The organism is Labrys methylaminiphilus subsp. lupini (assembly GCF_051161885.1).
Lineage (GTDB): Bacteria > Pseudomonadota > Alphaproteobacteria > Rhizobiales > Labraceae > Labrys.
In genome coordinates this window covers 4,422,896-4,448,468 of the sequence record NZ_JBMDIH010000001.1, presented here as the reverse complement: position 1 = coordinate 4,448,468, position 25,573 = coordinate 4,422,896, and the positions used below count along the sequence as shown (strand labels likewise).

The 25,573-nt window shown below is 64.4% G+C and carries 25 protein-coding genes; 17 read left to right on the top strand and 8 right to left on the bottom strand.

Features of this window, described 5'->3' with window-relative positions; translation table 11 throughout:
- Positions 1-2: 2 nt before the first annotated feature.
- Entirely contained in the window at positions 3-1,247 is a 1,245-nt protein-coding gene (locus tag ACN6KF_RS20955; protein WP_434958702.1) for a DUF1501 domain-containing protein, read from the top strand.
- 191 nt (positions 1,248-1,438) lie between these two features.
- Positions 1,439-1,807 (top strand): hypothetical protein, encoded by a 369-nt coding sequence (locus ACN6KF_RS20950; RefSeq protein WP_434958701.1) that lies wholly within the window; start codon positions 1,439-1,441, stop codon positions 1,805-1,807.
- A 71-nt stretch (positions 1,808-1,878) separates the two neighbouring features.
- Here the strand turns inward: ACN6KF_RS20950 and ACN6KF_RS20945 are convergent, their stop codons facing one another.
- The 3 genes from ACN6KF_RS20945 to ACN6KF_RS20935 form a co-directional block, all read right to left on the bottom strand.
- A complete protein-coding gene (locus ACN6KF_RS20945; protein WP_434958700.1) occupies positions 1,879-2,448 on the bottom strand; it encodes a hypothetical protein in 570 nt (189 codons plus the stop codon).
- 103 nt (positions 2,449-2,551) lie between these two features.
- Complete coding sequence (locus ACN6KF_RS20940) at positions 2,552-3,112, bottom strand: NifU family protein (protein WP_434958699.1); 561 nt, start codon at positions 3,110-3,112, stop codon at positions 2,552-2,554.
- Positions 3,113-3,273: 161 nt separating this feature from the next.
- Positions 3,274-4,059, bottom strand: a complete 786-nt coding sequence (locus ACN6KF_RS20935; protein WP_434958698.1) for an alpha/beta hydrolase — start codon at positions 4,057-4,059, stop codon at positions 3,274-3,276.
- A 292-nt stretch (positions 4,060-4,351) separates the two neighbouring features.
- Here ACN6KF_RS20935 and ACN6KF_RS20930 point away from each other — a divergent pair, with 292 nt between their 5' ends.
- From ACN6KF_RS20930 to cysK, 7 genes are all read left to right on the top strand, one after another.
- On the top strand, positions 4,352-5,593 hold the full coding sequence (locus ACN6KF_RS20930) for a glycosyltransferase family 4 protein (protein WP_434958697.1): 1,242 nt from the start codon (positions 4,352-4,354) through the stop codon (positions 5,591-5,593).
- Positions 5,594-5,816: 223 nt separating this feature from the next.
- Positions 5,817-6,356: a translation initiation factor IF-3 gene (gene infC / locus ACN6KF_RS20925; RefSeq protein ID WP_434959728.1), complete on the top strand. Its 540-nt coding sequence runs from the start codon at positions 5,817-5,819 to the stop codon at positions 6,354-6,356.
- 242 nt (positions 6,357-6,598) lie between these two features.
- On the top strand, positions 6,599-7,450 hold the full coding sequence (locus tag ACN6KF_RS20920; protein WP_434958696.1) for an AcvB/VirJ family lysyl-phosphatidylglycerol hydrolase: 852 nt from the start codon (positions 6,599-6,601) through the stop codon (positions 7,448-7,450).
- A 108-nt stretch (positions 7,451-7,558) separates the two neighbouring features.
- Positions 7,559-8,827, top strand: a complete 1,269-nt coding sequence (coaBC, locus tag ACN6KF_RS20915) for a bifunctional phosphopantothenoylcysteine decarboxylase/phosphopantothenate--cysteine ligase CoaBC (protein ID WP_434958695.1) — start codon at positions 7,559-7,561, stop codon at positions 8,825-8,827.
- A 272-nt stretch (positions 8,828-9,099) separates the two neighbouring features.
- Positions 9,100-9,558: a dUTP diphosphatase gene (gene dut, locus ACN6KF_RS20910; RefSeq protein WP_187829545.1), complete on the top strand. Its 459-nt coding sequence runs from the start codon at positions 9,100-9,102 to the stop codon at positions 9,556-9,558.
- A gap of 126 nt (positions 9,559-9,684) precedes the next feature.
- Positions 9,685-10,134 (top strand): RrF2 family transcriptional regulator, encoded by a 450-nt coding sequence (locus ACN6KF_RS20905; RefSeq protein ID WP_311939813.1) that lies wholly within the window; start codon positions 9,685-9,687, stop codon positions 10,132-10,134.
- A gap of 120 nt (positions 10,135-10,254) precedes the next feature.
- Entirely contained in the window at positions 10,255-11,217 is a 963-nt protein-coding gene (cysK, locus tag ACN6KF_RS20900) for a cysteine synthase A (protein WP_434958694.1), read from the top strand.
- Positions 11,218-11,342: 125 nt separating this feature from the next.
- Here the strand turns inward: cysK and ACN6KF_RS20895 are convergent, their stop codons facing one another.
- Positions 11,343-11,999 carry a DUF2076 domain-containing protein gene (locus tag ACN6KF_RS20895; RefSeq protein ID WP_434958693.1) on the bottom strand — a complete coding sequence of 219 codons (657 nt, stop codon included), beginning with the start codon at positions 11,997-11,999 and terminating at the stop codon, positions 11,343-11,345.
- A 132-nt stretch (positions 12,000-12,131) separates the two neighbouring features.
- Positions 12,132-15,116 (bottom strand): DNA polymerase I, encoded by a 2,985-nt coding sequence (gene polA / locus ACN6KF_RS20890; protein ID WP_434958692.1) that lies wholly within the window; start codon positions 15,114-15,116, stop codon positions 12,132-12,134.
- A gap of 184 nt (positions 15,117-15,300) precedes the next feature.
- On the opposite strand from polA, the gene ACN6KF_RS20885 reads away from it, so the two are divergent.
- From ACN6KF_RS20885 to ACN6KF_RS20875, 3 genes are all read left to right on the top strand, one after another.
- Positions 15,301-16,113, top strand: a complete 813-nt coding sequence (locus ACN6KF_RS20885; RefSeq protein ID WP_434958691.1) for a HesA/MoeB/ThiF family protein — start codon at positions 15,301-15,303, stop codon at positions 16,111-16,113.
- A 19-nt stretch (positions 16,114-16,132) separates the two neighbouring features.
- The gene (gene folB / locus ACN6KF_RS20880; protein ID WP_434958690.1) at positions 16,133-16,492 is read left to right on the top strand and encodes a dihydroneopterin aldolase; all 360 of its coding nucleotides are present in this window, start codon (positions 16,133-16,135) and stop codon (positions 16,490-16,492) included.
- 119 nt (positions 16,493-16,611) lie between these two features.
- The gene (locus tag ACN6KF_RS20875) at positions 16,612-17,118 is read left to right on the top strand and encodes a TIGR00645 family protein (RefSeq protein WP_434958689.1); all 507 of its coding nucleotides are present in this window, start codon (positions 16,612-16,614) and stop codon (positions 17,116-17,118) included.
- Positions 17,119-17,138: 20 nt separating this feature from the next.
- On the opposite strand, the gene ACN6KF_RS20870 is transcribed toward ACN6KF_RS20875, so the two are convergent.
- Both ACN6KF_RS20870 and mepA read right to left on the bottom strand, forming a co-directional pair.
- On the bottom strand, positions 17,139-17,945 hold the full coding sequence (locus tag ACN6KF_RS20870; protein WP_434958688.1) for an SDR family NAD(P)-dependent oxidoreductase: 807 nt from the start codon (positions 17,943-17,945) through the stop codon (positions 17,139-17,141).
- Between the two features lie 127 nt (positions 17,946-18,072).
- Positions 18,073-19,017, bottom strand: coding sequence for a penicillin-insensitive murein endopeptidase (gene mepA / locus ACN6KF_RS20865; protein WP_434958687.1), 945 nt, complete (start codon positions 19,015-19,017; stop codon positions 18,073-18,075).
- 238 nt (positions 19,018-19,255) lie between these two features.
- On the opposite strand from mepA, the gene ACN6KF_RS20860 reads away from it, so the two are divergent.
- The gene (locus ACN6KF_RS20860; protein WP_434958686.1) at positions 19,256-19,705 is read left to right on the top strand and encodes a L,D-transpeptidase; all 450 of its coding nucleotides are present in this window, start codon (positions 19,256-19,258) and stop codon (positions 19,703-19,705) included.
- Positions 19,706-19,949: 244 nt separating this feature from the next.
- Complete coding sequence (gene trxA, locus ACN6KF_RS20855; protein ID WP_434958685.1) at positions 19,950-20,279, top strand: thioredoxin; 330 nt, start codon at positions 19,950-19,952, stop codon at positions 20,277-20,279.
- Positions 20,280-20,352: 73 nt separating this feature from the next.
- Here the strand turns inward: trxA and ACN6KF_RS20850 are convergent, their stop codons facing one another.
- On the bottom strand, positions 20,353-21,189 hold the full coding sequence (locus ACN6KF_RS20850) for a beta-keto acid cleavage family enzyme (RefSeq protein WP_434958684.1): 837 nt from the start codon (positions 21,187-21,189) through the stop codon (positions 20,353-20,355).
- Between the two features lie 101 nt (positions 21,190-21,290).
- Between ACN6KF_RS20850 and ACN6KF_RS20845 the strand changes: the two genes are divergently transcribed.
- The 3 genes from ACN6KF_RS20845 to ggt all read left to right on the top strand — a co-directional run bounded on the left by ACN6KF_RS20845 (position 21,291) and on the right by ggt (position 25,558).
- Entirely contained in the window at positions 21,291-22,157 is an 867-nt protein-coding gene (locus ACN6KF_RS20845; RefSeq protein WP_434959727.1) for a MurR/RpiR family transcriptional regulator, read from the top strand.
- 32 nt (positions 22,158-22,189) lie between these two features.
- Positions 22,190-23,533, top strand: coding sequence for an aspartate aminotransferase family protein (locus ACN6KF_RS20840; RefSeq protein ID WP_434958683.1), 1,344 nt, complete (start codon positions 22,190-22,192; stop codon positions 23,531-23,533).
- 279 nt (positions 23,534-23,812) lie between these two features.
- Entirely contained in the window at positions 23,813-25,558 is a 1,746-nt protein-coding gene (gene ggt, locus ACN6KF_RS20835) for a gamma-glutamyltransferase (protein ID WP_434958682.1), read from the top strand.
- Positions 25,559-25,573 lie beyond the last annotated feature (15 nt).

The window sequence follows — 25,573 nt, the reverse complement described above, 5'->3', positions numbered from 1 at the left end:
TCATGGAGACCGCGTCGGACACCCTGTGCGAGCGTCCGCATCCGTCCCGTCGCGCCGCCCTGCTCGGCAGTGGCGCCCTGTTTGCCTGGGCCTATCTGCCACGGTTCGCCCGGGCCGCCGAGGCGAGGGATCCGCGCCTGGTCGTGCTCGTGCTGCGCGGGGCGCTGGACGGGCTCTCGACCGTGGCGCCCGTCGGCGACCCCGATTATCATGGGTTGCACGGCGATATCGCCCTGGCCCTGGATGGGCCGCATCCGGCTCTGCCTCTGGATGGATTCTTCGCCCTCAATCCGGCCATGCCGACCTTTGCCCGCCTGTTCCAGGCCCGGCAGGCGTTGGTCGTGCATGCCGCCGCCACGGGCTATCGCGAGCGTTCCCACTTCGATGGTCAGGACGTGCTCGAGAGTGGCTTTCCGGGGCCGGGCCATACGGCGACGGGCTGGCTCAATCGCGCCTTGGCCGATCTGCCCGCCGGCGAACGCATAGCGCCGCATGGCGGCCTCGCCGTCGGGCCGTCGACGCCTCTGGTGATGCGTGGCGCCGCGCCTGTGCTCGGCTGGGCGCCTCAGGTCCTGCCGGATGCGGGCGATGATCTGGCGGCGCGCCTGCTCGATCTCTACGACCATCGCGACCCGGCGCTGGCGATTGCTCTGCGCAGGGGGCTCGAGGCCGAGCGTCTGGCCGCCGGTGACGGCATGGGCATGACCAAGCGCAAGGGTGGGCTCGACAGCGCCGCCGGCATGCGGCAGGCTGTCGAAGGAGCGGCCCGGCTGATCGCAGCCGAGGACGGACCGCGCCTCGCCGCCCTCGCTTTCGATGGCTGGGACACCCATGTCAACGAGGGTGGAGCGACAGGCCGGCTCGCCATGCTGCTCGGCGGCCTCGACGGCGCCTTCGCCGCGTTCGAGAGCGGCCTGGGGCAATACTGGAAGGATACGGTCGTGGTCGCCGTCACCGAATTCGGCCGCACAGCACGCATCAATGGCACCGAGGGGACCGATCATGGCACCGGCACGGTCATGCTGCTGGCGGGCGGTGCGGTAAAGGGAGGCCGCGTCGTCGCCGATTGGCCGGGCTTGAAACTGGCGCAGCTTCATGAAGGCCGTGACCTCCGGCCGACGACGGATGTTCGCAGCGTGCTGAAAGGGTTGCTGGCCGATCAGTTCGGCCTTTCACCCATGGCGCTGGGTTCGACCATTTTCCCGGATTCGCTTTCGGTTCGACCGATGGCCGGACTCGTCGCCTGAACAGACGAGGGCATGAATCCGCTAGCCCTTTGCTTCGGAATTGTGGCTAAATCTGACAGGTCTGCCACAGGAATTACTGATATATTCAGAAGATATATTCAAAATAAACCATTGTTGTTCATGTGCCTTTAAGGTGGTGTGGGCTAGTTTGTTGCCAATGCTGGGGTAGCCAAATCGGAGTTTCTATTGCAATGACGATGAAGATCTGCCTTTCAGCCGCGGTGCTTTGTGCCATGACGGCCCTGGCGACGACACCGGCCTCCGCAGGCGACGGCCGTACCGGTGCTTTCGTCGGCGGCGCAGCCCTCGGCGCGGTCGGTGGTGTCCTGCTCGGCCAGGCGCTGGCTGACCGTCCCGTTCCGCCGCCACGGCCGGCGCCGGTGTATGAGCCGGCCCCGGTTGCCTATGATCCCTATGTCGACCGCCTTGATCGTCTGCATGCAGGTTGTGACAGGGGCGATCGTCGGGCCTGCGTCCAGTTCGGCGAAATGATCGGCGCCCATCGCGAGCGCGTGGCGGAATGGCGCCGCACGCATCCGGACTTCTTCGAGTGGGAATGATCCATAGAGAGGGAACAGGCAGGCCTTTCGGAAACGCCCGTTTCCCAATCGGCCACGAAGCGAGGTGATGTTCAGCCTGCATGCTTCAGGGTGATCATGCAGGCGATGCCGGCGCTTACGGCAAGCGGTTGGTTGAGGCAGCGGATGGTGGCAAAGTTTTCGGTGACCACCCGCGCCTTGCCGATGTCTCCGTCGGAATCACCGCGCATCACGCCGAGATCGAGCGTGTCCTGCTCGATGTCGTAGTCGCTCTTCTGCGGCCCGATCGTGTGCAGCAGGCTTTCGAGATGGGCGGTAAAGTTGATGAGATCCGCCGGGCTCGCGCGGTCGCCGATCAGGCCGATTGCCTCGATCGCGTTACCGGCGAGGATGACTGTCATCGAGGTGGGCGAGCGGGACTCGCCGATCGACCCGGTGACGTCGCTTCTCGGCGAGATCGTCGTCAGATATTCGGTGTCATCGAAGGTGCAGGCATAGGACTCGTCGTCCTTCCCACGACAGGCACGGATCGGATCCAGCCCGTCCCGGGCGAGGCGCGTATCGAAGAGGTCGATCAGGCGCCGCTCCGTCAGCGATGCGGATTGGGCGTGAGCGCTGCCAAACAGGGCGCTTACGAAAAGGATGGATAACAGCAGGCGCATGGCCGTAGCGAACTCCGGCCCCCCGAAGGGGATTAAGCACCTGCCCCCTTAAACATTGATGAAAGCGGCCGAACGATGCCGCTTGTCAAAGGGCCCGGCCGCCTCAGGCGGCGCGGACTTCCTGCACCTCGGGCACGAAGTGGCGCAGCAGGTTCTGGATACCGTTGCGCAGCGTCGCCGTGGAGGAGGGGCAGCCCGAGCAGGCCCCCTTCATGGCGAGATAGACCACGCCCTCGCGATAGCCGCGGAAGGTGATGTCGCCGCCATCGGCCGCCACTGCCGGTCGCACGCGGGTTTCGAGCAGGTCCTTGATGGTCTCGACGGTGTCTTCGTCGGCCTCGTCGAAGAACTCTTCGCCCTCATCCAGCGGCGCGACATCCGCGTTGAGGATGGGCACGCCGGACAGATAGTGCTCCATGATGGCGCCAAGCACGGCCGGCTTGAGGTGCTGCCATTCCGCGCCCGAGCGGGTGATGGTGATGAAGTCCGAGCCGAAGAACACGCCGGCGACGCCCTCGATCGAAAAGAGCTTCTGGGCCAGCGGCGATTGCGCGCCTTCGGCGGCATTCGTCATGTGCAGCGTGGTGCCCTCGGGCAGCACTTCGCGGCCGGGGAGGAATTTGAGGGTCGAGGGATTCGGCGTCGCCTCGGTCTGAATGAACATCTGTCTCTCCGCTCCAAATACCGGGTCCTAACGGAGCTCTCAAACCCGCGCCTTCGGGCGGGTTTGAGAGCTCCGCAGCATTTAAGTTCCAGCAAGGTTTCCTCGGTCGGAAGGGCGTTCCGACCGAGGAAACCTTGCTATGGCCGGTCAGGACGTTACGACTATAGGAGGAGCTGTGATTTGGGCGCAATGCCCTCCACCGCCTCCACCAGCCTGTCGAGGTCCTGGGGGCGCGACAGCCGGTGGTCGCCATCCTTGATCAGCGTCACCGTCACATCGTCCTCGGCCAGGCTCTCCACCAGCGTCATGGCATGCTGCCAGGGCACGTCCGGATCCTCCATCCCCTGTAAGATATGTACGGGGCAGCCGGTTTTCACCATGTTGCCGAGAAGAAGATGGCTGCGGCCTTCCTCGATCAGCGTCCGGGTGATCGGATAGGGCTCGGGCGAATATTCGGACGGGCGCAGCCAGGCGCCCTTGTCGAGGATCTCGCGCTTCACCGTGTCGGGGAATTGGTCCCACATCAATTTCTCGGTGAAGTCGGCGGCGGGGGCGATCAGCACCATGCCTGACGGCGCCAGCGGCGTACCGGCCAGAGCCCGTGCCACCAGCAGGGCGATCCAGCCGCCCATCGAGGAGCCGACCAGGATCGGCGGCGTCTTCACGCCCTCACGGATCACTGCCAGGGCCTCCTCGAGCCAGGAGCCGATGGTGCCGTCCTCGAAGCGCCCACCCGATTCGCCATGGCCGGAGTAATCGAATCGCGTCACGGCGCGATGGTGCCGCGCGCCCCAATCGGCAAGGAAACTTGCCTTGGTCGCCAGCATGTCGGAGCGGAAGCCGCCGAGCCACACCACATCCGGGCCGCGGCCGGACTGATGGCGCCAGGCAATGCTGCGGCTGGACGGGCCTTCGCCGACGGTGATCATGGCGGGGTTGCTCGTCATCCGGTCACTTCCTTTTGCCCAAGCGTTTTGTGTTTTGTCGATTGCGGTCTGGCAGATTCGCCGAGAATCGCAAAGTCACCTCGACGTGGGGAGTTAGAGCAAGAAATTCCGTCGCAAAAACGCTGCTTTGCCTCTGTGTAAGGTAGCTGTTTGCGAAAAATATACCGGGCAGGCCGGAAATTCCCGCACAGCATCACCTTTCATTTAGAACATGGGGCGCTCTATAGAGTCTGTGATGGACCATGGTCCATAGTCGTTATCGTGAAGAAGCCAGCCGGAACAGCCAGCGCCCATGTCTGATATCTCGTCCAAAGCTCGCCCAATCGGCCGTCGGCCGAAGGAGGAACGCTTTGCCGGCATCACGGTGCTGCAGATCATTCCGGCCCTGGATGCGGGCGGGGCCGAGCGTACCACCATCGACATCGCCGATGCGCTGACGCGGGCGGGTGCCCGTGCCTTGGTCGCTACCGAGGGTGGCCGGCTGGTCGGCGAATTGCAGGCGCGCGGCGGCCTTTGGATCCCGTTCAATGCCTCGACCAAGAATCCGCTGCGCATCTGGGGCAATGCCCGGCGGCTCGAACGCCTGGTGCGCGAGGAGAAGGTCGACCTCATCCATGCCCGGTCGCGGGCGCCGGCCTGGTCGGCGCGCCTCGCCACCAAGAAACTCAGCCTGCCATTCGTCACCACCTATCATGGTGCCTATTCGGCGACTTCCGAGCTGAAGAAGCGCTATAATGGCGTGATGGCGCAGGCGGACGTGGTCATCGCGAATTCCAACTTCACTGCCGCCACCATCAAGGCGAACTGGCCGGAGGCCGCCGAACGACTGCGCGTGATTCACCGCGGCACCGACCTGACGGCCTTCACCCCTTCCGCCGTGTCGTTCGAGCGTGTCGAGGCGCTACGCCGGGCCTGGAACGTGGCGCCGCATCAGCGCATCGTGCTGCTGCCCGGCCGGCTCACCGGCTGGAAGGGCCAGCGCGTGCTGATCGATGCCGCGGCCATTCTCAAGCAGAAGGGCATCGAGGACACGGTTTTCGTGCTGGCGGGCGATGCCCAGGGCCGGGATGGCTATGTGGCCGAGCTCGAGGCGCGCATCGCCGAGCGTGGCCTCAAGGGGCTGGTGCTGCGCGTCGGCCATTGCAGCGATATGCCGGCCGCCTATCTCTCCGCCGCGGCGGTCGCCATTCCTTCCACCAGTCCCGAGGCTTTCGGACGCACGGCGGTCGAGGCGCAGGCCATGGGCTGTCCGGTGGTGGTGGCCGATCATGGCGCCACCTCCGAAACGGTGTTGGCCCCGCCCGAGATCGTCGGCAATCTGCGCACGGGCTGGCGCACGCCGGTGGGGGACGCCGAGGCCCTGGCGGAGGCCCTGCACGAGGCCCTGACCCTGGGCGCCTCCGCCCGGGACGGTCTGGCGGCGCGGGCGCGCGCGCATGTCGAGGCGCATTTCTCGCTGGATGTGATGTGCAACGCCACGCTCGACGCCTATGCCGAACTTCTGGTTCGGAGTCGCAGACTCAAAGACGAGTAGGCGAGAAGCCTGGACGAGCAGGCGAGAAGCCTGGAAATATCTGCCTCATTGCCGATCCGTGACAGTCTATCGAGCTGATTTGTGATCTAAAAATCACGCCGTCGGCCATGAAAGCGTTGACTTCCGGTCGCTTCGGCAACATCTTCCCGCAATCCGGGCGCGGGCTTCGACGCGAAGCCGACAGTTTGCCCAAATCAATTCAATGGTAGAGGAGTTTACCGCCATTCGTCGCCCTATGAGGACAAACGCACCGGTCGTGAAGGACGGTCCGCGCATCAATGAGGAGATTCGGAACCGCGAAGTCATGCTGATCGATCAGGACGGGCAGAACCGCGGTGCCACCGACACCAGGGCGGCGATCGCCATGGCCTTTGAAATCGGGCTGGACCTTGTCGAAGTGGCCGCCAATGCCGAGCCGCCGGTCTGCAAGATCATGGACTACGGCAAGTTCAAGTTCAACGAACAGAAGAAGGCCGCCGAGGCCCGCAAGAATCAGAAGACGGTCGAGATCAAGGAGATCAAGCTCCGCCCGGCCATCGACGATCATGACTATGACGTCAAGATGAAGGCGATGAGGCGCTTCTTCGAGGAAGGCGACAAGGTCAAGGTCACCCTGCGCTTCCGCGGTCGCGAAATGGCGCATCAGGAGATCGGTTACCGCCTGCTCAATCGCGTCAAGGACGATACGGGCCTGATCGCCAAGGTGGAATCCGATGCCTCGCTCGAAGGCCGTCAGATGGTGATGGTTCTGGCTCCACGCTGATCGGGCTAGGGCAAAGCGCGTTCCACGGCGGAACGCTTGTTTTGCCCTGGCTTCCTGTTTCCAAGCCAATCCAGAGGATTGGCTGAAGCATCGCTACGATGCTGGCTGAACTCGTCCAATCGCAAAACGCTTTGGTTCGTTCGGCTTTTTGATGTGCAGGCCCGGAAGGCGGTTCCGGGCCGCCATTGTCATGCCATCTTCCAGGCACAGGAACGGATCAGTCATCTGTTTCCTGTCGTCCAATGGCGCGTTTCATTACCCTACGGCGTCTCGCTGTCCTGATCTTGCTGGCAGCAACCGGCGTCTTCCTCGACGCCAAGGTCCTGCCGCGCTGGTTTCCGCAGGCTTTCGGTGGAGTCTGGGGTGGATTGGCCGCGCCCGATAATGTCAATGTGCCCGCATCCCTGCGCGATCTCCCGGTTGTCCTGACCAAGGGCAGGCGAGAGGACGGCCCTGTCGCGATCCTGCTGTCGGGCAATGGCGGCTGGTGGGGTATCGATGATGGCATAGCCGAAGGGCTTGCCCGCGCCGGCGTGACCACGATCGGCCTGAACAGTCTGGCCTATTTCATCCATCGGCGTTCTCCCGAGGAAGTTGCGGCCACGATCGACAGGATGGCGGCGTCGCTTGGGGCCGACAGGCCGATCATCCTGGTGGGCTATTCCTTCGGTGCCGATATCGCGGCTACGGTCTATTCACACCTTTCCGACGATCTGCATGCGCGCATTCGCCAGGTCTCGCTGCTCGGCCTCTCGCGGGAGGCCGACTATGCCGTCGGTTTCATGAAGGTCGCCGGCGGGCGCAGGGCGACGATCCCGGCTGTCGCGGCGATCGACGGCCCTCATATCCAGTGCTTCCATGGTGTTGACGAAGGCTTGCGTTCGGGCTGCAACGATGTCGATGCCGGGACGGTGCAGGTGATCGAGTTGCAGGGCGGGCATCATTTCGACGGCGACTATGACGCGATCGCCAAGCGCATCCTCGAAGGCATGCCCTTGCCTCATCCCAGCGATCCGATTCGCTATGCCCGCATGGACAGATTCGCCTGGTTGGCCCATCCGGTTGGAAGGCAGGAGCGGACGGAGCCGCGCTGAAACGATTGAATCCCCCGATGGCGCTATTTATGTGTGGGGTGGTCGCGGTGCTTTTCGGTAAGCCCGGCAGAATCGCAAACGCCCTATTGGCCTCACGCGGATCGATCCATGTCCACCACCCTCGTCGGCAAGCGCATCCTTCTGATCATCGGCGGCGGCATCGCCGCCTATAAGGGCCTCGAGCTGATCCGGCGCCTGCGCGAACGTGGCGCCGATGTGCGGGCCATCCTCACCAAGGCCGGCGAAGCCTTCGTCACGCCGCTCTCCGTCTCCGCGCTCACCGGCGACAAGGTCTATACCGACCTGTTCTCGCTGACGGACGAAGCCGAGATGGGGCATATCGAAATGTCGCGCGATGCCGATCTTCTAGTGGTGGCGCCGGCGACAGCCGACCTCCTCGCCAAGATGGCGCAGGGCCAGGCCAATGATCTCGCATCCACCACGCTGCTGGCCACCGACAAGCGCGTGCTGGTCGCCCCTGCCATGAATGTGCGCATGTGGCTGCATCCGGCGACCCAGCGCAACATTGCCCAGTTGCGCGAGGACGGCGTGCTCTTCGTCGGTCCCAATGATGGCGAGATGGCCTGCGGGGAATACGGGCCGGGACGCCTGGCCGAACCGCTGGAAATCGTCGCGGCGATCGAGAAGGCCCTGGCGGGGCCAACCTTCATTCCGCTGCCGGGCTCGGTGCGCGCCGATACACGGCTGCTCCCGGCCCTGCCGCTCGCCGGCAAACATGTGCTGGTGACGGCCGGGCCGACGCATGAGCCGATCGATCCCGTGCGCTACATCGCCAATCGTTCCTCCGGCAAGCAGGGTTATGCCATTGCGGCGGCTGCCCTGGCTGCCGGGGCTCGCGTCACCCTGGTTTCGGGACCGGTTTCGCTTCTGCCGCCGCCGGGGGTGAATCTGGTGCCCGTGGAAACGGCGCGCGAGATGCTGGAGGCTGTCAGGACTGCCATGCCGGCCGATATCGGCATCTTTGCGGCGGCGGTGGCCGATTGGCGCGTGGCCGATGCCGGCGCGCAGAAGATCAAGAAGGGCGCAGAGGGCACGCCGAGCTTCTCGCTGGTGGAAAATCCCGACATCCTGGCCACCATCGCCCAGGACAAGGCGCGCCGACCGTCCCTGGTCGTCGGCTTTGCGGCGGAGACCGAACATGTCGTCGAGCATGCCAAGGCCAAGCTCGCCCGCAAGGGCTGCGATCTCATCGTCGCCAACGACGTCTCGCCCGAAAGCGGCGTGATGGGCGGAGACCGCAACCGCGTTCATCTGGTTTCGGCCTCGGGCGTCGAGACCTGGCCCGACATGGACAAGGATGCGGTTGCCCGGGCCCTGATGGCTCGCTTTGGCGAATTGGCCAGTGCCACGGCGTGACCGGGGCCGAGTCTTCGGGGCCTGACCGAAAAATCGGGGGAACCTCGGCTTTTTGTCATCACCGGGCTTGTCCCGGTGATCCAGGGGCCCCAGTCTCGATGGGTTTGCGGTATCTGGATGCCCGGGACGAGCCCCGGCATGACAAAGGTGGAGCTATTCCGGGCCGTGTTGCGAGTTTTGAGACAGGCTCTTCAGACCCGCCTACGCCATCACCTGTCCCCACGATTTTGAAACAGGCGGGTCTGGAGACCCGCCCTCTATGCAGGATTGCCATGACCCTGACCATTCCCGTCAAGAAACTCCCCCATGCCGGCGACCTGCCGCTGCCTGCTTATCAGAGCGAGGGAGCGGCGGGTCTCGACCTGCCGGCCGCGCTGGGCCCGGGGGAAACCTTGGTTCTTGCACCGATGATGCGTGCTCTGGTGCCGACCGGGCTGGTTTTCCAAATTCCACAGGGCTATGAAGGACAAGTGCGCCCACGTTCCGGATTGGCTGTGAAAAGCGGAATTACCGTTTTGAACGCACCTGGTACGATAGACGCCGATTATCGCGGTGAGATTAAAGTCGCCCTGATCAATCTGAGTGTAGAATCCTTCGCCATCACCCATGGCATGCGAATCGCCCAGTTGGTCATTGCACCGGTGACGTTGTCTGTCCTGGTCGAAACGGCGGAAGTCGATTCGACCGTTCGCGGCAGCGGCGGCTTCGGTTCGACGGGCACCGCAACGTGATCTAGAGCAAAGTGCGATTCTGCGAATCGCATTTCGCCCTAACTCTTTGTTTTGACGCATTTTCTTGATCGAAGAGTCTGTCGCCTCTTCTGGAAAATGCATCAGGGACCGTATCAGGGGGTCGACATGCAATTGCTTTCGCGCCGTTCCTTGCTTGGCCTCGCCGCCGTGGTCGATATCGCCCACCATTCGAGGCCGACGCCGGTCGCCGCCAAGGCTCTTGCTTCCCGGCATGCCTTGCCGCCGCGCCATCTGGAAACCTTGCTGCAGACCCTGGTGCGCCACAATATTCTCAAGGGCGTGCGCGGTCCGCGCGGTGGTTATGAGCTGGCGCGCGAGCGGCGGCGCATCAGCGTCGGCGATATCGTGCGCGCGGCGATGACGGATGCCGCTGGAGAGGACGACCCGGCGCCGGTCTCGACCCTGGTCGATCAGGTCATCGCGCCGGCCGTCAACCAGGCCTCGCAATCCTTCCTGGCCGAACTCGACCAGATCACCGTCGAGGACCTCTGCCGGGATGCCGAGCGCAAGCATGTCTTCGGCGGCACGCCCGCCAATATCGACTTTGCGATTTGAGGGCTCGATTTGAAGATTTGGTCATCTAAAAAACATTATGGATCTGTAATTCAACATTAACCTCGACATTTTCGTGGATTAATGTTGAATTCCAGCCGCTTTCAATCAAGGACGTTCCTCATGGCGAATGCCAATCATGTGCCCGGCCGCGGCCGCATCTACCAGTCGATCACCGAGACCATCGGCGACACCCCGCTGGTGCAGCTCAACCGGCTGGCCAAGGCCAAGAACGTCAAGGCACGCATCCTCGCCAAGCTCGAATTCTTCAATCCGATCGCCAGCGTCAAGGATCGCATCGGCGTCAGCATGATCGACGCACTGGAGAAGGCCGGCCACCTCAAGCCGGATACCGTGCTGGTCGAGCCGACCTCCGGCAATACCGGCATCGCGCTCGCCTTCGTCGCCGCCGCCCGTGGCTATCGCCTGATCCTGGTCATGCCGGAATCGATGTCGATCGAGCGGCGCAAGATGCTCGCATTGCTCGGCGCCGAACTAGTCCTCACCCCGGCTGCCCAAGGCATGCGCGGTGCTGTCGCCAAGGCCGAGGAGATCGTCAAGGAACTGCCGAGCGCCATCATTCCCCAGCAGTTCCGCAATCCGGCCAATCCCGAGATCCACCGCCTTACCACGGCGGAAGAGATCTGGAACGACACCAAGGGCGACATCGACTATTTCGTCTCGGGCGTGGGCACTGGCGGCACCATCAGCGGCGTCGGCCAGGTGCTGAAGCCGCGCAAGCCCGACCTCAAGATCGTGGCGGTGGAGCCGGAAGATTCCCCGGTGCTGTCGGGCGGCCAGCCCGGTCCCCACAAGATCCAGGGCATCGGCGCCGGCTTCGTACCGGATGTGCTGGACCGTTCGGTGATCGATGACATCATCACCGTCGGCAACCAGACCTCCTTCGACACCGCCCGCCTGCTCGCCCGCATCGAGGGCATCCCCTGCGGTATCTCGTCCGGCGCGGCCGTCGCGGCGGCGCTGGAACTGGCTGCTCGCCCCGGCATGGACAACAAGTCCATCGTGGTGATCGTGCCCTCCTTCGCCGAGCGCTACATTTCGAGCGCCCTGTTCGAAGGGTTGTAAGGCAATACTGGCGACTCCGGCTTTCAAGAGGCCCAAGAGGCCTTTGACAGAAAAACACCCCGTCCAACTGGCCGGGGTGTTTGTTTTTAAAGCCGGACGAAAGCCGGTGGCCTCAGGATCGGCGGTCAGATCCAGCTATCGTCGCTGCCGCCGGAATCATCCGAGCCGTAATCGCCATCGTCGTCATCATCCGAATCGTAGCTGGCGTCACGCACATTGTCGTCGCTGTCGCGGCCCTTGTCGGCGTTTTCGTTGATGACGGTCTCGTTGATGGTGGTGTTGCCGCCGCCGCCAAACGGGCTCGAGCCGCCGCCGAGCAGGCCGCCGCCACCGCCGAACATCGAGCGCACGCCCTCGAACAGCAGCGCGCCGCCGGCGACACCGGCCGCCGTCTGCAGGGCGCCCTGCAGGAAACCGCCGCCGCGCGCGGGTTCGGCCTGCTGCGGCGGAACCTGTTGCTGCTGAGCCTGGTTGCGCTGGCCACCGAAGCCCTGCAAGGCCGAGCCGGCGCGCTCGATGAAGGATTGTGGCTGCTCGGGCGGCTGCGGTACTTGCTGCGGCTGCTGCGCGGCGGCTTCCGCAGCCTGGACCTTGGCATGAGCCTCGCGCAAGGCGTGGTCCTGCACCAGGACGGTCTGCACCAGGGCATAGGCGGCGCCCGGTGAGCGGGCCATTTCGGCCGCGATCGCGGTTTCGGCCTCGGCGTCGCGCCCCGTCGTCGGGGCGGAACTGCGCAGGCGATTGAACAGGTCCTCGATGAGGGCTTTTTCGTTGGGGGTCATCCTGACTCTCCTTCGCGGCTGCGTCCTGAGGGGGAAGCCGCAACGCCTCCCATGTGGGTGCTGCACCTCAATCGGACAAGAACCGGCCGGAATTGGGGCGCGTTACAAAGGATTAATGCCGATTGATCGTGCTTAATGCGCCTCTTCCCAATTGCTGGCGGCCCGTGAATCGACCTGCAACGGCACCTTGAGCTGCAAGGCCGGAAGCGCTGCGTGCTCCATCACCTGGGAGACCACCGGCAGCGTCGCCTCAACTTCCTCCTCCGGTGCTTCGAAGACGAGCTCGTCATGCACCTGCAGCAGCATCTTGGCCGAGAGCCCGGCCTTGATGAGGGCACCATCCATCCGGCTCATCGCCCGGCGGATGATGTCGGCGGCCGAGCCCTGGATCGGTGCATTGATGGATTGCCGCTCGACGAAGGCCCGCTCGGAGGGGTTCTTCGATTCGATCGCCGGAAAATGCATCTTGCGACCAAAGACGGTCTCGACATAGCCGCGGGCGCGGCATTCGGCCTTCATCCGGTCCATATAGTCGCGGATGCCGGGGAAGCGCTCGAAATATTTCTTGATATAGGCGCTTGCCTCCTCGCGCGGAATCGAGAGCTGGTTGGCGAGGCCGAAGGCGGAGATGCCGTAGATGATGCCGAAATTGATGGCCTTGGCGCGCCGCCGCACCTGGGGATCCATGCCCTGCACCGGCACGCCGAACATCTCGGAGGCCGTCATGGCGTGAATGTCGACGCCGTCCTCGAAGGCCTTGGTCAGTTGCGGGATCTCGGCGACATGGGCGAGTACGCGCAGCTCGATCTGCGAATAGTCGGCCGAGATCAGCTTGGCGCCGGGAGCGGCGATGAAGGCCGAGCGGATCTTGCGCCCTTCCTCGGTGCGCACCGGAATGTTCTGCAGATTGGGCTCGGAGGAGGAAAGGCGCCCCGTGGTGGTCGCCGCCAGGGAATAGGAGGTGTGGACCCGGCCCGACTTGGGGTTCACATAGGTGGGCAGGGCGTCGGTATAGGTCGATTTGAGCTTGGTGAGCTGGCGCCAGGCCACGATGCGCCGCGGCAGTTCCAGGCCCTGGTCGGCCAAGTCCTCCAGCACCTGGGCCGAGGTCGCCCATTGGCCGGTGGGCGTCTTCTTGCCGCCGGGGAGCCCCATCTTGCCGAACAGGATGTCGCCGAGCTGCTTGGGCGAGCCGACATTGAAGTTCTCGCCGGCGAGTTCGTGGATCTCCGCCTCGAGCCGGGCCGCGCTCTGGGCGAATTCGCCCGACAGACGCGCCAGGATCTGGCGGTCGATCATGATGCCGCGCGATTCCATGTTGGCGAGCACGGCGACGAGCGGGCGCTCCAGCGTCTCGTAGATGGTGACCAGCCCCTCGGAGACCAGGCGAGCCTTGAGCAGCAGCCACAGCCGCAGGGTGACGTCGGCATCCTCGGCGGCATAGGCGGTAGCGCGCTCGATAGTGACCTGGTCGAAGCCGATCAGCGACTTGCCGGAGCCGCAGACTTCGGAAAAGGCGATCGGCTTATGGCCGAAATGGCGTGACGAGAGTTCGTCCATGCCGTGATTGCCACGCCCGCCATCGACGACATAGGACATCAGCATGGTGTCGTCATAGGGCGCGATCTTGACGTTCTCCTCGCCCATCACCAGCGTGTCATATTTCAGGTTCTGGCCGATTTTCAGCACGCCGGGATCTTCGAGCAGGCCCTTCAACCGCTTTAGAGCCTCGCCGGCATCGACCTGCCCGGCCATCATGCCGCCGCCGAACAGATCCGCCTTGTCGCGATGGCGCAGGGGCACATAGCAGGCCTTGCCCGGCTCGACCGACAGGGAGAAGCCGACGAGATCGGCCTGAAGGGCGTCGAGCGAGGTGGTTTCCGTGTCGAAGGCGACATAGCCGCGTTCGCGGGCCCTGATAATCCAGCCGTCGAGCGCTTCCAGGCTGGCGACGGTTTCATAGGAGCCGCTGTCGAAGGGAATGGCGGTGAGCCTGGCCTTGACGCTTTCCACCACGGCGGAGGGCGTGCCGGCCCCCGTGGCAACCGCCGGAGCGGCAGAGACGCCGTCCGCCCCCGGCTTGGGCGCCGGCGTCCTCGCCGGGGCGGGCGAGAAATCGCTGTCGGGGATCTTCAGCGCCTCGTCGGGCGCGATATCGGCGACGTCGAGGCCGGCATCCTCGGCGATGCGGCGGGTCAATGTGGAGAATTCCATCGCCTTCAGGAAGGCGATGGCGCCCTTGGCGTCGAGCCCGGGGGCGATCAGATCCTCGATCGGCGTTTCCAGGGTGACGTCGGTGACGAGCTTCACCAGTTCGCGCGAGATGCGGGCGAGCTTGACGTTCTCGGGGTCGGTCAGGCTCTCGCGGCGCTTGGGCTGCTTGATCTCGCCGGCGCGGGCGAGGAGCCCTTCGAGGTCGCCATATTCATTGATCAGCTGCGCCGCCGTCTTGACGCCGATGCCGGGCACGCCGGGGACATTGTCGGTGGAATCGCCGGCCAGGGCCTGCACATCCACCACCTTGTCCGGCGTCACGCCGAACTTTTCGAGCACTTCGGCCTCGGCGATCAGGCGTTCGGGTCGCGAACCCTTGGCCTTCTGGTCGCCGGAAGCAGGATCGAACATCACCACGCCGGGCTGGATGAGCTGCATCAGGTCCTTGTCGGCGGAGACGATGGTGACGTCGGCGCCGGCCTTGACGGCGATGTCGCAATAGGTGGCGATCAGATCGTCCGCTTCGTAGCGGGACTGTTCCACCGGCTTCAGGCCGAAGGCGCGCACGGCAACCCGCATCAGCGGGAATTGCGGCACCAGTTCTTCCGGCGGCGGGGGACGGTGGCCCTTATAGGGCGGGTAGATCTCCTTGCGGAAGGAATCTTCCGACTTGTCGAAGATGATGCCGAGATGGGTGGGCTGCTTGCCCATCACCCCTTCCTTGATCATCTTGTGCAGCACATTGCAGAACAGGCGCACCGCACCCGTGGGCAGGCGGTCGGAGCGGTAATTGTAGCGGGCGTCCTGGTTGATCGACTGGAAATAGGCCCGGAAGATGAAGGACGAACCGTCGACCAGAAAGACGTGGTCGCCCTTTCCGGGTGCGCGCGGAGCAGAAGTCATCAGGGCCTCGTCTTCGGTCTGTTCAAGACTGATTCTTGGAGCGCGATCATACAGGCTCGCATCCAGAAGGCGAGCCTGGGAGCATAGATCGGAGCGCGGACTTCTCAGCGACACGCCTGCATGTCGCTGAGAAGTCCGCGCTCCGATCATTGCGCCCTTTCGGGCAAGTATCTACATTCGCCCCATGGCATTTTCATCCGAAGAGCTGGAGCGTTACGCCCGGCATGTCGTCATGCACGAGGTCGGCGGCGCCGGGCAGCAGGCTTTGTCGCGGGCTCGCATCCTGGTCATCGGCGCGGGCGGGCTCGGCGCCCCGGTGCTGCTCTATCTCGCGGCGGCGGGCGTCGGCACGCTCGGCATCGTCGATGACGACATCGTGTCGCTCTCCAACCTGCAGCGCCAGATCATCCACGCCACGCCCGATATCGGCCGTCCCAAGGTCGAGACGGCCGGGGAGGCGATCGAAAGACTCAATCCGCATGTGACGGTGGTTCCGCATGCGATGCGCATCGATCCCACCAATGCGGCTGAACTGATCGCATCCTATGATCTGGTGATCGACGGCTCGGACAATTTCGACACCCGCTATGCCGTCTCCGATGCCTGCTTCCATGGCCGCAAGCCGCTGGTCATGGGGGCGCTCGGCGTGTTCGATGCGATGTTGACCACGCTGCGGCCCTTCGAGACCAATGCCGAAGGCGAGCCCAACCCGACCTGGCGCTGCCTCTTCCCGCAGAAACCGCCGCCGGGCACCATTCCAAGCTGTTCGGAGGCTGGCGTGCTCGGTGCGCTTGCCGGCGTGGCCGGCTCGATGATGGCGCTGGAAGCGATCCGCGAGATCGTCGGATTCGGCACCGGCCTCACTGGCCGCCTGATCCATCTCGATGCGCGCGACATGCGCTTCGGCGAGACCCTCTATGGCTGGGACCCCGACAACCCGCTGAATGGCGAAGCCGCGCAAGCAACGGGCGAAACGGCGATGGCGCTTCCCGGCTGAGTGTGGCATTGCTGCCCTCATGACCGAACCGCGATCCTATAGCCGCGTCTTTCTGCGCGCCCTCAATCTCGAAGCCCATATCGGCTATTACGAGCATGAGAAGGGCGTGACCCAGCCCCTGATCGTCGATGTCGAGCTGACTTTGGCTGAAGCACGTTTCGGCGACGACGATATCGAGGGCACGATCGACTATGACAAGATCGCTGCCATCGGGCGTGAACTGGCCGCCAGCCATGCCGATCTCCTCGAGACCTTCGCCGAGCGGCTGGCGCAGCGCTGCCTTGCCTTCGACCGCGCCGCCGCGGTGCGCGTGCATGTCGAAAAGCCTCGCGCCGTGCCGGGCGCCATGGCCGGTGTCGAGATCCTGCGCGTGAAGTGAGGCAGGAAGCGCCCGACACCCACTTCGGCGCGTGCATTACAATTTGGCAAGGCTGGGTTCCCACGCCGGGCGCGTCCCTCTATTTTGCGCGCGATTGTTCAATCGGGTTGAGATTCCACATGGAAAAAATAATCGAACGCGGGCTCGTCGCCTCGCGCTGGGTGTTGGCGCCCTTCTATATTGGGCTGGTCATCGCCCTGTTCGTCGTTCTGTTGAAATTCGGGCAGGAACTGCTCCATTTCGTAGTGGGCGCTTATGACTTCACCCCGAAGCAGACGGTGGTCGGCGTGCTGGAGCTGGTCGATCTGGCTTTGCTCGGCGGCCTGGTGCTGATCGTGATCTTCTCGGGCTATGAAAATTTCGTCTCCAAGATCGACGGTGCCGAGCATCTCAACTGGCCGTCCTGGATGACCAAGGTTGATTTCGCCGGCCTCAAGCTCAAGCTACTCGCCTCGATCGTGCTGATCTCGGCCATCGAATTGCTCAAGGGCTTCATGCAGATCGAGGATAGGAGTGACCGCTATCTCTATTGGCTGGTCGGCGTCCACATGGTGTTCATGATATCGGGCGTGCTGCTGGCCTTCTCCGACCTGTTGCAGGCCAAGGCGGGCCATCCCGACGACTGAGGCCGCCGGCTTGGCGCCGCTCAACTGCTCATGCCGCCATCGACCGGAATGCCGGCTCCGGTAATGAAGCTGGCGGCGTCGGAGGCGAGGAAGACGGTGACGTCGGCCACTTCGCGGATCTCGGCGAGCCGTCCCAGCGGCGTCTGGCCGACGACATGGCCGACCGCCGCGCCGGTATCCGGAAACATCCCGGTCCCCACCACATCCTGCGTCAGTTTCCGGCCCATCTCGGTGGGAATCAGGCCGGGATGGATGCAGTTGACGCGCACGCCATAGCCGAGCTTGCCGGCTTCGGCAGCGCCGATGCGGGTGATGCGGTCGACGGCGGCCTTGCTGCCGGAATAGCCGGCAATGGTTGGGAATACGATGGTGGCTGCGACCGAGGCGATGTTGATGATCGCACCGCCCTTGCCGGCTGCTCCGCCCGGCCGCATCGCCCGGAAGGCGTGCTTCATGCCAAGCAGCGTGCCGACGACATTGACATCGAACATGTGCCGCAGGCTGTCGGGCTCGATCTCGGTTACCAAAGCGGTGACTTCCACGCCGGCGTTGTTCACCAGGATGTCATAGCCGCCGATCTGCTCGATCGTGGTCGCGACGGCGTTCTCCCACTGAGTCTCGTCGGTGACGTCGAGCGCTACGAAGCCGTAGGCGCCGCCATGGCGCGCCAGGCTGGAAGCGGCTTGCCGGCCGAGATCTTCGAGGATGTCGCCGATCATTACGTCGGCGCCGGCCTGGGCCAGGGCTTCGGCGATGCCTGCACCGATACCGCGCGCTCCGCCGGTTACCAGGGCCTTGCGGCCCGCCAGATCGAATCGATCAGCCATCCGACTCCCTCCCGATCATGCAAGGCAGCGGGATGGAGAATACCCGTCTCCCCGGCAAGCGCGAGAATGGCGTTTCGCTCGACCCCGGGCAAGGCCCGGAAACAGGCCGGTGGCGGTCAGGCCATTCCTACGGCGCTGCGATGACCTGGCTGCAGGCGGTGGGCAGATCGCTCAGGGTGAGCTGGCGCGGCGGGTGCGGCGGCTTGGGACGCGGCTTGGGATGCAGCACCGCATCCGAGAACCAGTAATCGAGTTCCTTGCCACAGCCTTCATCGCCTGTCGGCGGCTTTTGTGGCGTGCAGGTCGGGCTGCCGCGCGGGCAGGTGATGCGGACATGGAAATGATAGTCGTGCCCATACATCGGGCGCACCTTGCCGAGCCAGGAGCGATCTCCGGTGGCATCGCGGCACATCGCCTTCTTGATGGCTGCGTTGACGAAGATGCGCTCGACCGCCGGATCCTGGGCGGCGGCGCGCACGATGCCCATCTGGCCCGCCGTCCAGGAGCGCGAGACGTCGAGCCGGTCGGAACGCACCATCATCACGGCACTTTTGGTCTCGCGTTCGGCGACGCTCAGCCGGCGATCCGGCATCGGCGTCAGCCAGATGTCGGCGTCGAGTCCGATCTGATGCGAGGCATGGCCCGTCAGCATCGGGCCGCCGCGCGGCTGCGCCATGTCGCCGATCAGGATGCCGGGCCAGCCGGCCACGGTTGGGGCCTTGGCGGCGAGGTTCTTCACCACCCGGATCACGGCGGCATTGCCCCAGGCGCGATTGCGCGAAGGCCGCATGACCTGCCAGGTCGGACCATCAGCCGGCAATTCCACGCCGTTCGACAGGCAGCCCTTGGCATAGAAGCCGATCGAGCCGAGGCCGACATTGGCCGGCGTCGCGGCGCGGCCGAAGAGCTGCTTGGCGGGCGTGGCTGATGTCACCGCGCCGAGCGGCGGCAGCTTGTAGCCGGGCGGGGTGATGTCTTGCGACAGGGCCGGCGCATGGCTCGCCAGGGTCAGCAGCGCCGCCAGCGGCAGGGCGGCCTTGAACGGCGGGAAGATCCTGACGAAACGGCGCATGCATGCTCCCGCAAAGTGATTCGTGACGCCATCCTATCCTGTCTTTGCTGGAACGGCAGCATCGGGCGGCAATCCCTCGGGTTTCGCATCACGCCAGCCGGCGGGCGGAAACCGAAAATTAACCATGTTCGATTCATGCTTTGTTCGGTTTCGGGTGGATTTGCATCCTGTGCAAAAGCGCATGGCGAATGAAGGCCCGGGACGGCCAATGTCAGCGAACCGTATCGAGGAACCTGTCATGCCTGCCCTGCATCTGAGCGCGAGCTGCCGCTGGATCACCGTTGCCTTCACGCTTCTTGTCGCCGCGCTCTGCCCGCTCTCGCCGGCCTCCGCGGGCATCGTGGCCAAGGTCGACATCGCCAGGCAACGCATGACCGTGATCGTCGATGGCAATGTCGAGGCGATCTGGGCGGTATCGACGGCAAGGCGCGGCTACTATACCCCGCGCGGGGTATACCGCCCCAAGCTGCTCAAGCGCATGCACTACTCGAAGAAATACGACAATTCCCCGATGCCCTATTCGGTGTTCTTCAAGGGCGGCTATGCCGTGCACGGCACCTATTCGGTCAAGCAGCTCGGCCGTGCTGCCTCCCATGGCTGCATCCGGCTAGCGCCGTCCCATGCCGCCGCGCTCTACCAGCTCATCCGTCACCGAGGCATGTCGGATACGCGGGTGGTGATCGGCTAAGCAGAATTTCACGGCGAGGCCCCATTCGTGGGCCTCACCGGGAAATTCTGCGAATGTTTGATAGTATGCAGGCTCCTCTATTTCACCAGTTTGGGCCGGTAATAGCTGCGAATCTGCATATCAGCCGTGCACATTCGCGCGAGAAGCCGTTCCGCTTCTTGACGCTGGGCCGGTGCATTCCTAGCTTGAGGGCAACGGATATTTGCATGGCGATTCCGCCATTCCCGCTGTGGAGATTCTCGAAATGGGTGCCAACACGATCAAGGTCACGGATGCCTCGTTCGCTAATGACGTGCTGAATTCGGCTGAGCCGGTTGTCGTCGATTTCTGGGCCGAGTGGTGCGGGCCCTGCCGCATGATCGCGCCCGCTCTCGACGAGATCGCCACCGAGATGGCCGGCAAAGTCAAGATCGCCAAGCTGAACGTCGACGAGAACCCCCAGATTGCTTCGCAGTTCCGGGTGATGTCGATTCCCATGCTGATCATATTCAAGGACGGCAAGCCCGTTGCCCAGAAGGTCGGTGCTGCTCCCAAGGGCGAACTGTCGCGCTGGGTTTCGGCCTCGGCCGCCTGAGGCCAGAATTATTTATTCGAGCGGACGTTCCAGCGTCTGTTTCGTGTTGAAGGCGGCCCCTCGGCCGCCTTTTTCATGTCGCCAGTGTCGCGGCACGCAGGGCGTCGGCATCACCGATCCTCAAGCCGGCGGCCTCGATCGCCTGGCGTGCCAGCACCACCAATTCGGCGTTGTCCCGGGCCAGCGTGCCATCGGGACGGTGGAGATTGTTCTCGAAGCCGACGCGGGCGTGCCCGCCCCGCCGCGCTGCTGCGGTGACGCAAGCCACTTCCTGCGGCCCGAAGGCGCAGAGGCTCCAGGGATCGAAACGGGGCATGCCCTCGGCGAGGAAGGGCAGGAGATCGTCGGGCTGTGAGGTCTGGTCCGCCGTATAGCGGCCGAGCACATAGAGTACGGGCAGTTTCTCGAAAGGAATGAGGCCCCGCCGTTGCAACGCGGCAAGGCGTCTGGCCTCGTCCGGCGTGTAGAGGATGATCTGCGGCATGGCGCCGATCAGCCTGAGAAACAGCAGCAATTCGGCAAAGGCGGCTTCCTCGGCGGTGTCAGGCACCAGTTCGCGCAGTGCGAGCGATACGGCCTCCGGCCGGGTGGCGCGGATGACGGCTCTCTGCTCGGCGGGCGAATAGAGGCCGAGCGCCTCGCTGGTGATCTGCACCACGAGATCCTTGCCTGTCACGGCGCCAATCGCGGTGATGACGGCGCGATAGGCCTCGGCATCGAGCAAATGGTCGCCATCGTTGCGCCGGACATGGACATGGATCATGGCCGCGCCGGCCTCGAGACAGGTCGTGGCTGTTTGTGCCAGGGCGGAGGGCGTCATCGGCAAGGCCGGATGGTCCGCCTTGGTACGCCGGCCGCCATTGGGGGCGACGGCAATGAAGCGCGGGGTATAATCCGGCGTAACCGACAAAATCCGTCTCCGAGCGAGGCTTCATTTGTATCAATACGATAGCATCTGATACGTTTGTTTCAATAATCCTTCCGACGGAGTGCATGGGCATGAACGGGCTTGTGGATCTCGACGGCTTGGCCGGCGAGATCGTCAGGGGCTTCGACGCAATGCCGGCGCAAATCAGGGCTGCCGCGCGCTATGTGCTGGAGAATCCGCGTGATGTTGCTCTGCTGTCGATGCGGGAACAGGCGCGACGTGCCGGCGTTCAGCCGGCGACCATGATGCGGCTTGCCCGCCAACTGGGCTTTGACGGTTACGAGGCCCTGCGGGAACTGCACGCCGATACGCTGCGGGAAGTGCCGACGGGCTTTGCAGGCAAGGCGGGCGACCATCTCGCCCGGCAGGGGCGCGTCGGTGACGAAGGACTGGCCACTGCCATGCTGGGCATGCTCAGCGCCCAGCTCGGCGGGCTTGTGGCAGGCAGGCCCCTTGCCGCATTCGCCGCTGCCGCGCAAACCCTTGCCTCGGCGCGCCGTATCCTATGTCTCGGCCTGCGGGCGAGCCATCCCGTCGCCTGGCATCTGCATTATGCACTCACCCTGATCGGCAGGCCCAGCATGTTGCTCGATGGAATCGCCGGCATCGGGGCCGATGCTCTCGTCGATGCCGCCCCGGGTGACGTGATGGTGGCCGTCAGCCTGCAGCCCTATACGCGCCTCACCCTCGAACTCGCCGAGCATGCCGCTTCGCGTGGGCTGTCCGTCCTGGCCATCACCGACAGCGAAGTGGCGCCGCTCGCCAGGATCTCCCGCCATCACCTCATCATGCCGACCGCGAGCCCCTCCTTCCTCCATGCCGTGACGCCTGCCTTCGCTGCGGCCGAAGTGCTGGCCGCGCTGGTGGCCGGCCATGACGGCGAGGCGGCGCTCGCCGCCTTGTGCCGGACGGATGCGCATCTGGCCGCCCTCGGCACCCATCTGACCTGACGCCCAGCGCCGAAACTCCCGGGAACCTCCCCATGAGCCATCTGCTCCACCGCGCCGCCAATGCCGTCATGCCGGTCGCCGCCGGTGGGCAGGGCATCGAACTGATCGATGCCGCCGGCAAGCGCTATATCGATGCCTCTGGCGGGGCCGCTGTCTCCTGTCTCGGCCATGGCCACCCCGCCGTGCTGGAGGCCCTGCACCGCCAGCTCGACAGGCTCGCCTATGCCCATACCTCCTTCTTCACCACCGAGATCGCCGAGAGGCTGGCGGACTGCCTGATCGCCCAGGCGCCCGTCGGGATCGAGCGGGTCTATCTCGTCAGTGGGGGCTCGGAGGCGATCGAAGCGGCCTTGAAGATGGCGCGGCAATATTTCGTCGAGAGGGGCCAGTCGGAGCGCCGGCATGTCATCGCCCGGCGCCAGAGTTTTCACGGCAACACCCTGGCGGCGCTCGCCGCCGGCGGCAATCAGTGGCGGCGCGCCCAGTTCCAGCCGCTGCTGATCGAAACGCACCATATCGACCCCTGCTTCGCCTATCGCTTCCAGGCACCGGGCGAGAGCGAGGAGGATTATGCGGTCCGGAGCGCGCAGGCCCTCGAAGACAAGATCCTGGAGCTGGGGCCGGGCAAGGTCATGGCCTTCCTGGCGGAAACGGTGGTGGGTGCCACCGCTGGCGCCGTGCCGCCCGTCGCCGGTTATTTCACCCGCATCCGCGACATCTGCGACCGCCACGGCGTCCTCTTGATCCTGGACGAGGTCATGTGCGGCATGGGGCGCACGGGCACGCTGCATGCCTGCGAGCAGGAAGGTGTGGTGCCCGATCTCATGACCATCGCCAAGGGCCTTGGTGGCGGCTACCAGCCGATCGGCGCCGTCCTGCTCAGCGCTGCCATCTTCGAGGCCTTCGCCGGAGGATCGGGTTTTTTCCAACACGGCCATACCTATGTGGGCCATCCCATGGCGGCGGCCGCCGCCTTGGCCGTGCAGGAAACAATCGTACGCGATAGTCTTCTCGCCAATGTCGAGGCCATGGGCGATCACCTGCAGGAACGGCTGGAACAGCGTTTTACCAACCATGCCCATATCGGCGATATTAGGGGGCGGGGCCTGTTCCGCGCCATCGAATTCGTCGCTGATCGCAGCAGCAAGCAGCCTCTCAATCCCGCCCTCAAGCTGCACGCCGCGGTCAGGCGCGAAGCGATGGCGCGAGGGCTGATGGTCTATCCGATGGGCGGTACCATCGACGGTGCGCAGGGGGACCATGTTCTGCTGGCGCCGCCCTTCATCATCGAATGCAAGGAGGTCGATGCCGCGGTCGAGCGCCTGGGGGACGCCGTCGATGCCGCCTTGGCCAGCATGCCGGCCGGAAGCACCTGAACCGCGCCGATACTGCTGAATGGCAGGAAGATACGGTTCTATCGACGCAGGCCGAAATCCCGTTTAGCAATGAAGCCCTCGGAGCCGTGAGCTGCCGGCGGGCCGTTGAGACGGCTTTGGGGAGCGGCCGCGCCGAGAAGACCGGCATTCCCGGGTAAACCGGGACAGCCAGAGCCTGCTTCGCCCGACCTGGTTCGAATCAGGCCCTGAACTTCAAAGGAATGGGCGCGACATTCCGGCCTCGGGGGGCGGAAGCCGTGCCAGTCAGAGGAGGAGCCTATGCATCACGTCCGTCCGGCGATCGTCGCCGGCCTCGCCGTCTCGCTGACCTTTACGCCGCTTGCCGGAGCCTTTGCCGCTTCGCCGGCGCCAGTGGAGGCCGAGCACGGCATGGTCGTCACCACCCAGCGCCTGGCCACCCAGGCCGGCGTGGATGTCCTCAAGAAAGGTGGCAACGCCATCGATGCCGCTGTCGCGGTCGGCTACACGCTGGCGGTGGTCTGGCCTGAAGCCGGCAATATCGGTGGCGGGGGCTTCATGACCATCCGCACCAAGGACGGCAAGTCGACCTTCATCGATTTCCGTGAGCGGGCGCCGGCCGCGTCCACCAAGAACATGTATCTCGACGACAAGGGCAATCCGGTGAAGGGGGCCTCGACGGATGGCTATCTCGCCGTCGGCGTGCCCGGCTCGGTGGCCGGCTTCGAATATGCCCGCGAGAAATATGGCTCCCTGCCGCGCAAGGACCTGATGGCATCAGCCATCCGCTATGCCAAGGATGGCTATGTGCTCGGCCAGGGCGACGTTGCCTCCGTCAAGGAGAATGCCGATTGGCTCAAGCGTGATTCGAACGCGGCCAAGATCTTCCTCCAGGCCGATGGCTCGCCCCATGCGGTTGGCGACACCTTCAAGCAACCCGATCTCGCCGCTTCGCTGGCGGCCATTTCCGAGAAGGGCCAGGATGCCTTCTACAAGGGCGCGATCGCCGATGCCATCGTCAAGGCTTCAGGTGCCAAGGGCGGCATCCTGAAGAAAGAGGATTTCGAGCAGTACAAGGTGCGCGAGCTCGAGCCCGTGAAGTGCAATTATCGCGGCTACGACATCATCTCCTCACCCCCGCCGAGTTCCGGCGGCGTGATCATCTGCGAGATCCTCAACGTGCTGGAGGGCTATCCGCTCTCCTATCTCGGCGCCGATTCGGCCAACACCGTACATCTGATGGTCGAGGCGATGCGCTATGCCTATGTCGACCGCAATTCCAGTCTCGGTGACCCCGATTTCGTCAAGAACCCCGTCCCGCATCTGCTGGACAAGAACTACGCCGCCGAGATCCGGGCCAAGATCAATCCCTACAAGGCTGGCGTCTCCAAGGATTTGATGCCCAAGGGCATGGGCGAGTCCAAGGAAACCACGCATTATTCGATCATCGACAATGACGGCAATGCCGTCGCCGTCACCTACACGCTGAACGGTTCCTATGGCGCCGGCGTGGTGGCAGAAGGCACCGGCATCCTGCTCAACAACGAGATGGACGATTTCACCGCCAAGCCCGGTGTGCCCAATCTCTACGGCCTGGTGCAGGGCGAGGCCAATGCCATCGAACCCAAGAAGACGCCGCTCTCCTCGATGAGCCCCACCGTCGTCACCAAGGACGGTAAGCCCTTCATGGTGATCGGCAGCCCCGGCGGCTCGCGCATCATCACCATCACATTGCAGGCCATCCTCAATGTGATCGACCATGGTCTCGACATCCAGGAAGCGGTCGACGCGCCGCGTATCCACCACCAATGGCTGCCCGACCAGATCTATACCGAGCCGCAGGCTCTCTCGCCCGACACCGTCAAGCTGCTGGTCGAGATGGGCTACAAGGTGGACGAAGGCGATCCGGCCTGGCCGGTGTGGGGCAAGGCAGCCGGCATCCTGGTCGGCGGCAAGGATCTCGCCACCATCAAGAAAGGTGATGGCGCCCGCTATAACGGCGCCATGGATAGTCGTGTCGAATCAGGGCTGGCGGCCGGATATTGAGGGCACGCCTGTACT

Coding starts and splice junctions, on each gene's coding strand:
- ACN6KF_RS20955 (WP_434958702.1), top strand. CDS start 3: ATGGAGACCGCGTCGGACACCCTGTGCGAGCGTCCGCATCCGTCCCGT.
- ACN6KF_RS20950 (WP_434958701.1), top strand. CDS start 1,439: ATGACGATGAAGATCTGCCTTTCAGCCGCGGTGCTTTGTGCCATGACG.
- ACN6KF_RS20945 (WP_434958700.1), bottom strand. CDS start 2,448: ATGCGCCTGCTGTTATCCATCCTTTTCGTAAGCGCCCTGTTTGGCAGC.
- ACN6KF_RS20940 (WP_434958699.1), bottom strand. CDS start 3,112: ATGTTCATTCAGACCGAGGCGACGCCGAATCCCTCGACCCTCAAATTC.
- ACN6KF_RS20935 (WP_434958698.1), bottom strand. CDS start 4,059: ATGACGAGCAACCCCGCCATGATCACCGTCGGCGAAGGCCCGTCCAGC.
- ACN6KF_RS20930 (WP_434958697.1), top strand. CDS start 4,352: ATGTCTGATATCTCGTCCAAAGCTCGCCCAATCGGCCGTCGGCCGAAG.
- ACN6KF_RS20920 (WP_434958696.1), top strand. CDS start 6,599: ATGGCGCGTTTCATTACCCTACGGCGTCTCGCTGTCCTGATCTTGCTG.
- coaBC (WP_434958695.1), top strand. CDS start 7,559: ATGTCCACCACCCTCGTCGGCAAGCGCATCCTTCTGATCATCGGCGGC.
- dut (WP_187829545.1), top strand. CDS start 9,100: ATGACCCTGACCATTCCCGTCAAGAAACTCCCCCATGCCGGCGACCTG.
- ACN6KF_RS20905 (WP_311939813.1), top strand. CDS start 9,685: ATGCAATTGCTTTCGCGCCGTTCCTTGCTTGGCCTCGCCGCCGTGGTC.
- cysK (WP_434958694.1), top strand. CDS start 10,255: ATGGCGAATGCCAATCATGTGCCCGGCCGCGGCCGCATCTACCAGTCG.
- ACN6KF_RS20895 (WP_434958693.1), bottom strand. CDS start 11,999: ATGACCCCCAACGAAAAAGCCCTCATCGAGGACCTGTTCAATCGCCTG.
- polA (WP_434958692.1), bottom strand. CDS start 15,116: ATGACTTCTGCTCCGCGCGCACCCGGAAAGGGCGACCACGTCTTTCTG.
- ACN6KF_RS20885 (WP_434958691.1), top strand. CDS start 15,301: ATGGCATTTTCATCCGAAGAGCTGGAGCGTTACGCCCGGCATGTCGTC.
- folB (WP_434958690.1), top strand. CDS start 16,133: ATGACCGAACCGCGATCCTATAGCCGCGTCTTTCTGCGCGCCCTCAAT.
- ACN6KF_RS20875 (WP_434958689.1), top strand. CDS start 16,612: ATGGAAAAAATAATCGAACGCGGGCTCGTCGCCTCGCGCTGGGTGTTG.
- ACN6KF_RS20870 (WP_434958688.1), bottom strand. CDS start 17,945: ATGGCTGATCGATTCGATCTGGCGGGCCGCAAGGCCCTGGTAACCGGC.
- mepA (WP_434958687.1), bottom strand. CDS start 19,017: ATGCGCCGTTTCGTCAGGATCTTCCCGCCGTTCAAGGCCGCCCTGCCG.
- ACN6KF_RS20860 (WP_434958686.1), top strand. CDS start 19,256: ATGCCTGCCCTGCATCTGAGCGCGAGCTGCCGCTGGATCACCGTTGCC.
- trxA (WP_434958685.1), top strand. CDS start 19,950: ATGGGTGCCAACACGATCAAGGTCACGGATGCCTCGTTCGCTAATGAC.
- ACN6KF_RS20840 (WP_434958683.1), top strand. CDS start 22,190: ATGAGCCATCTGCTCCACCGCGCCGCCAATGCCGTCATGCCGGTCGCC.
- ggt (WP_434958682.1), top strand. CDS start 23,813: ATGCATCACGTCCGTCCGGCGATCGTCGCCGGCCTCGCCGTCTCGCTG.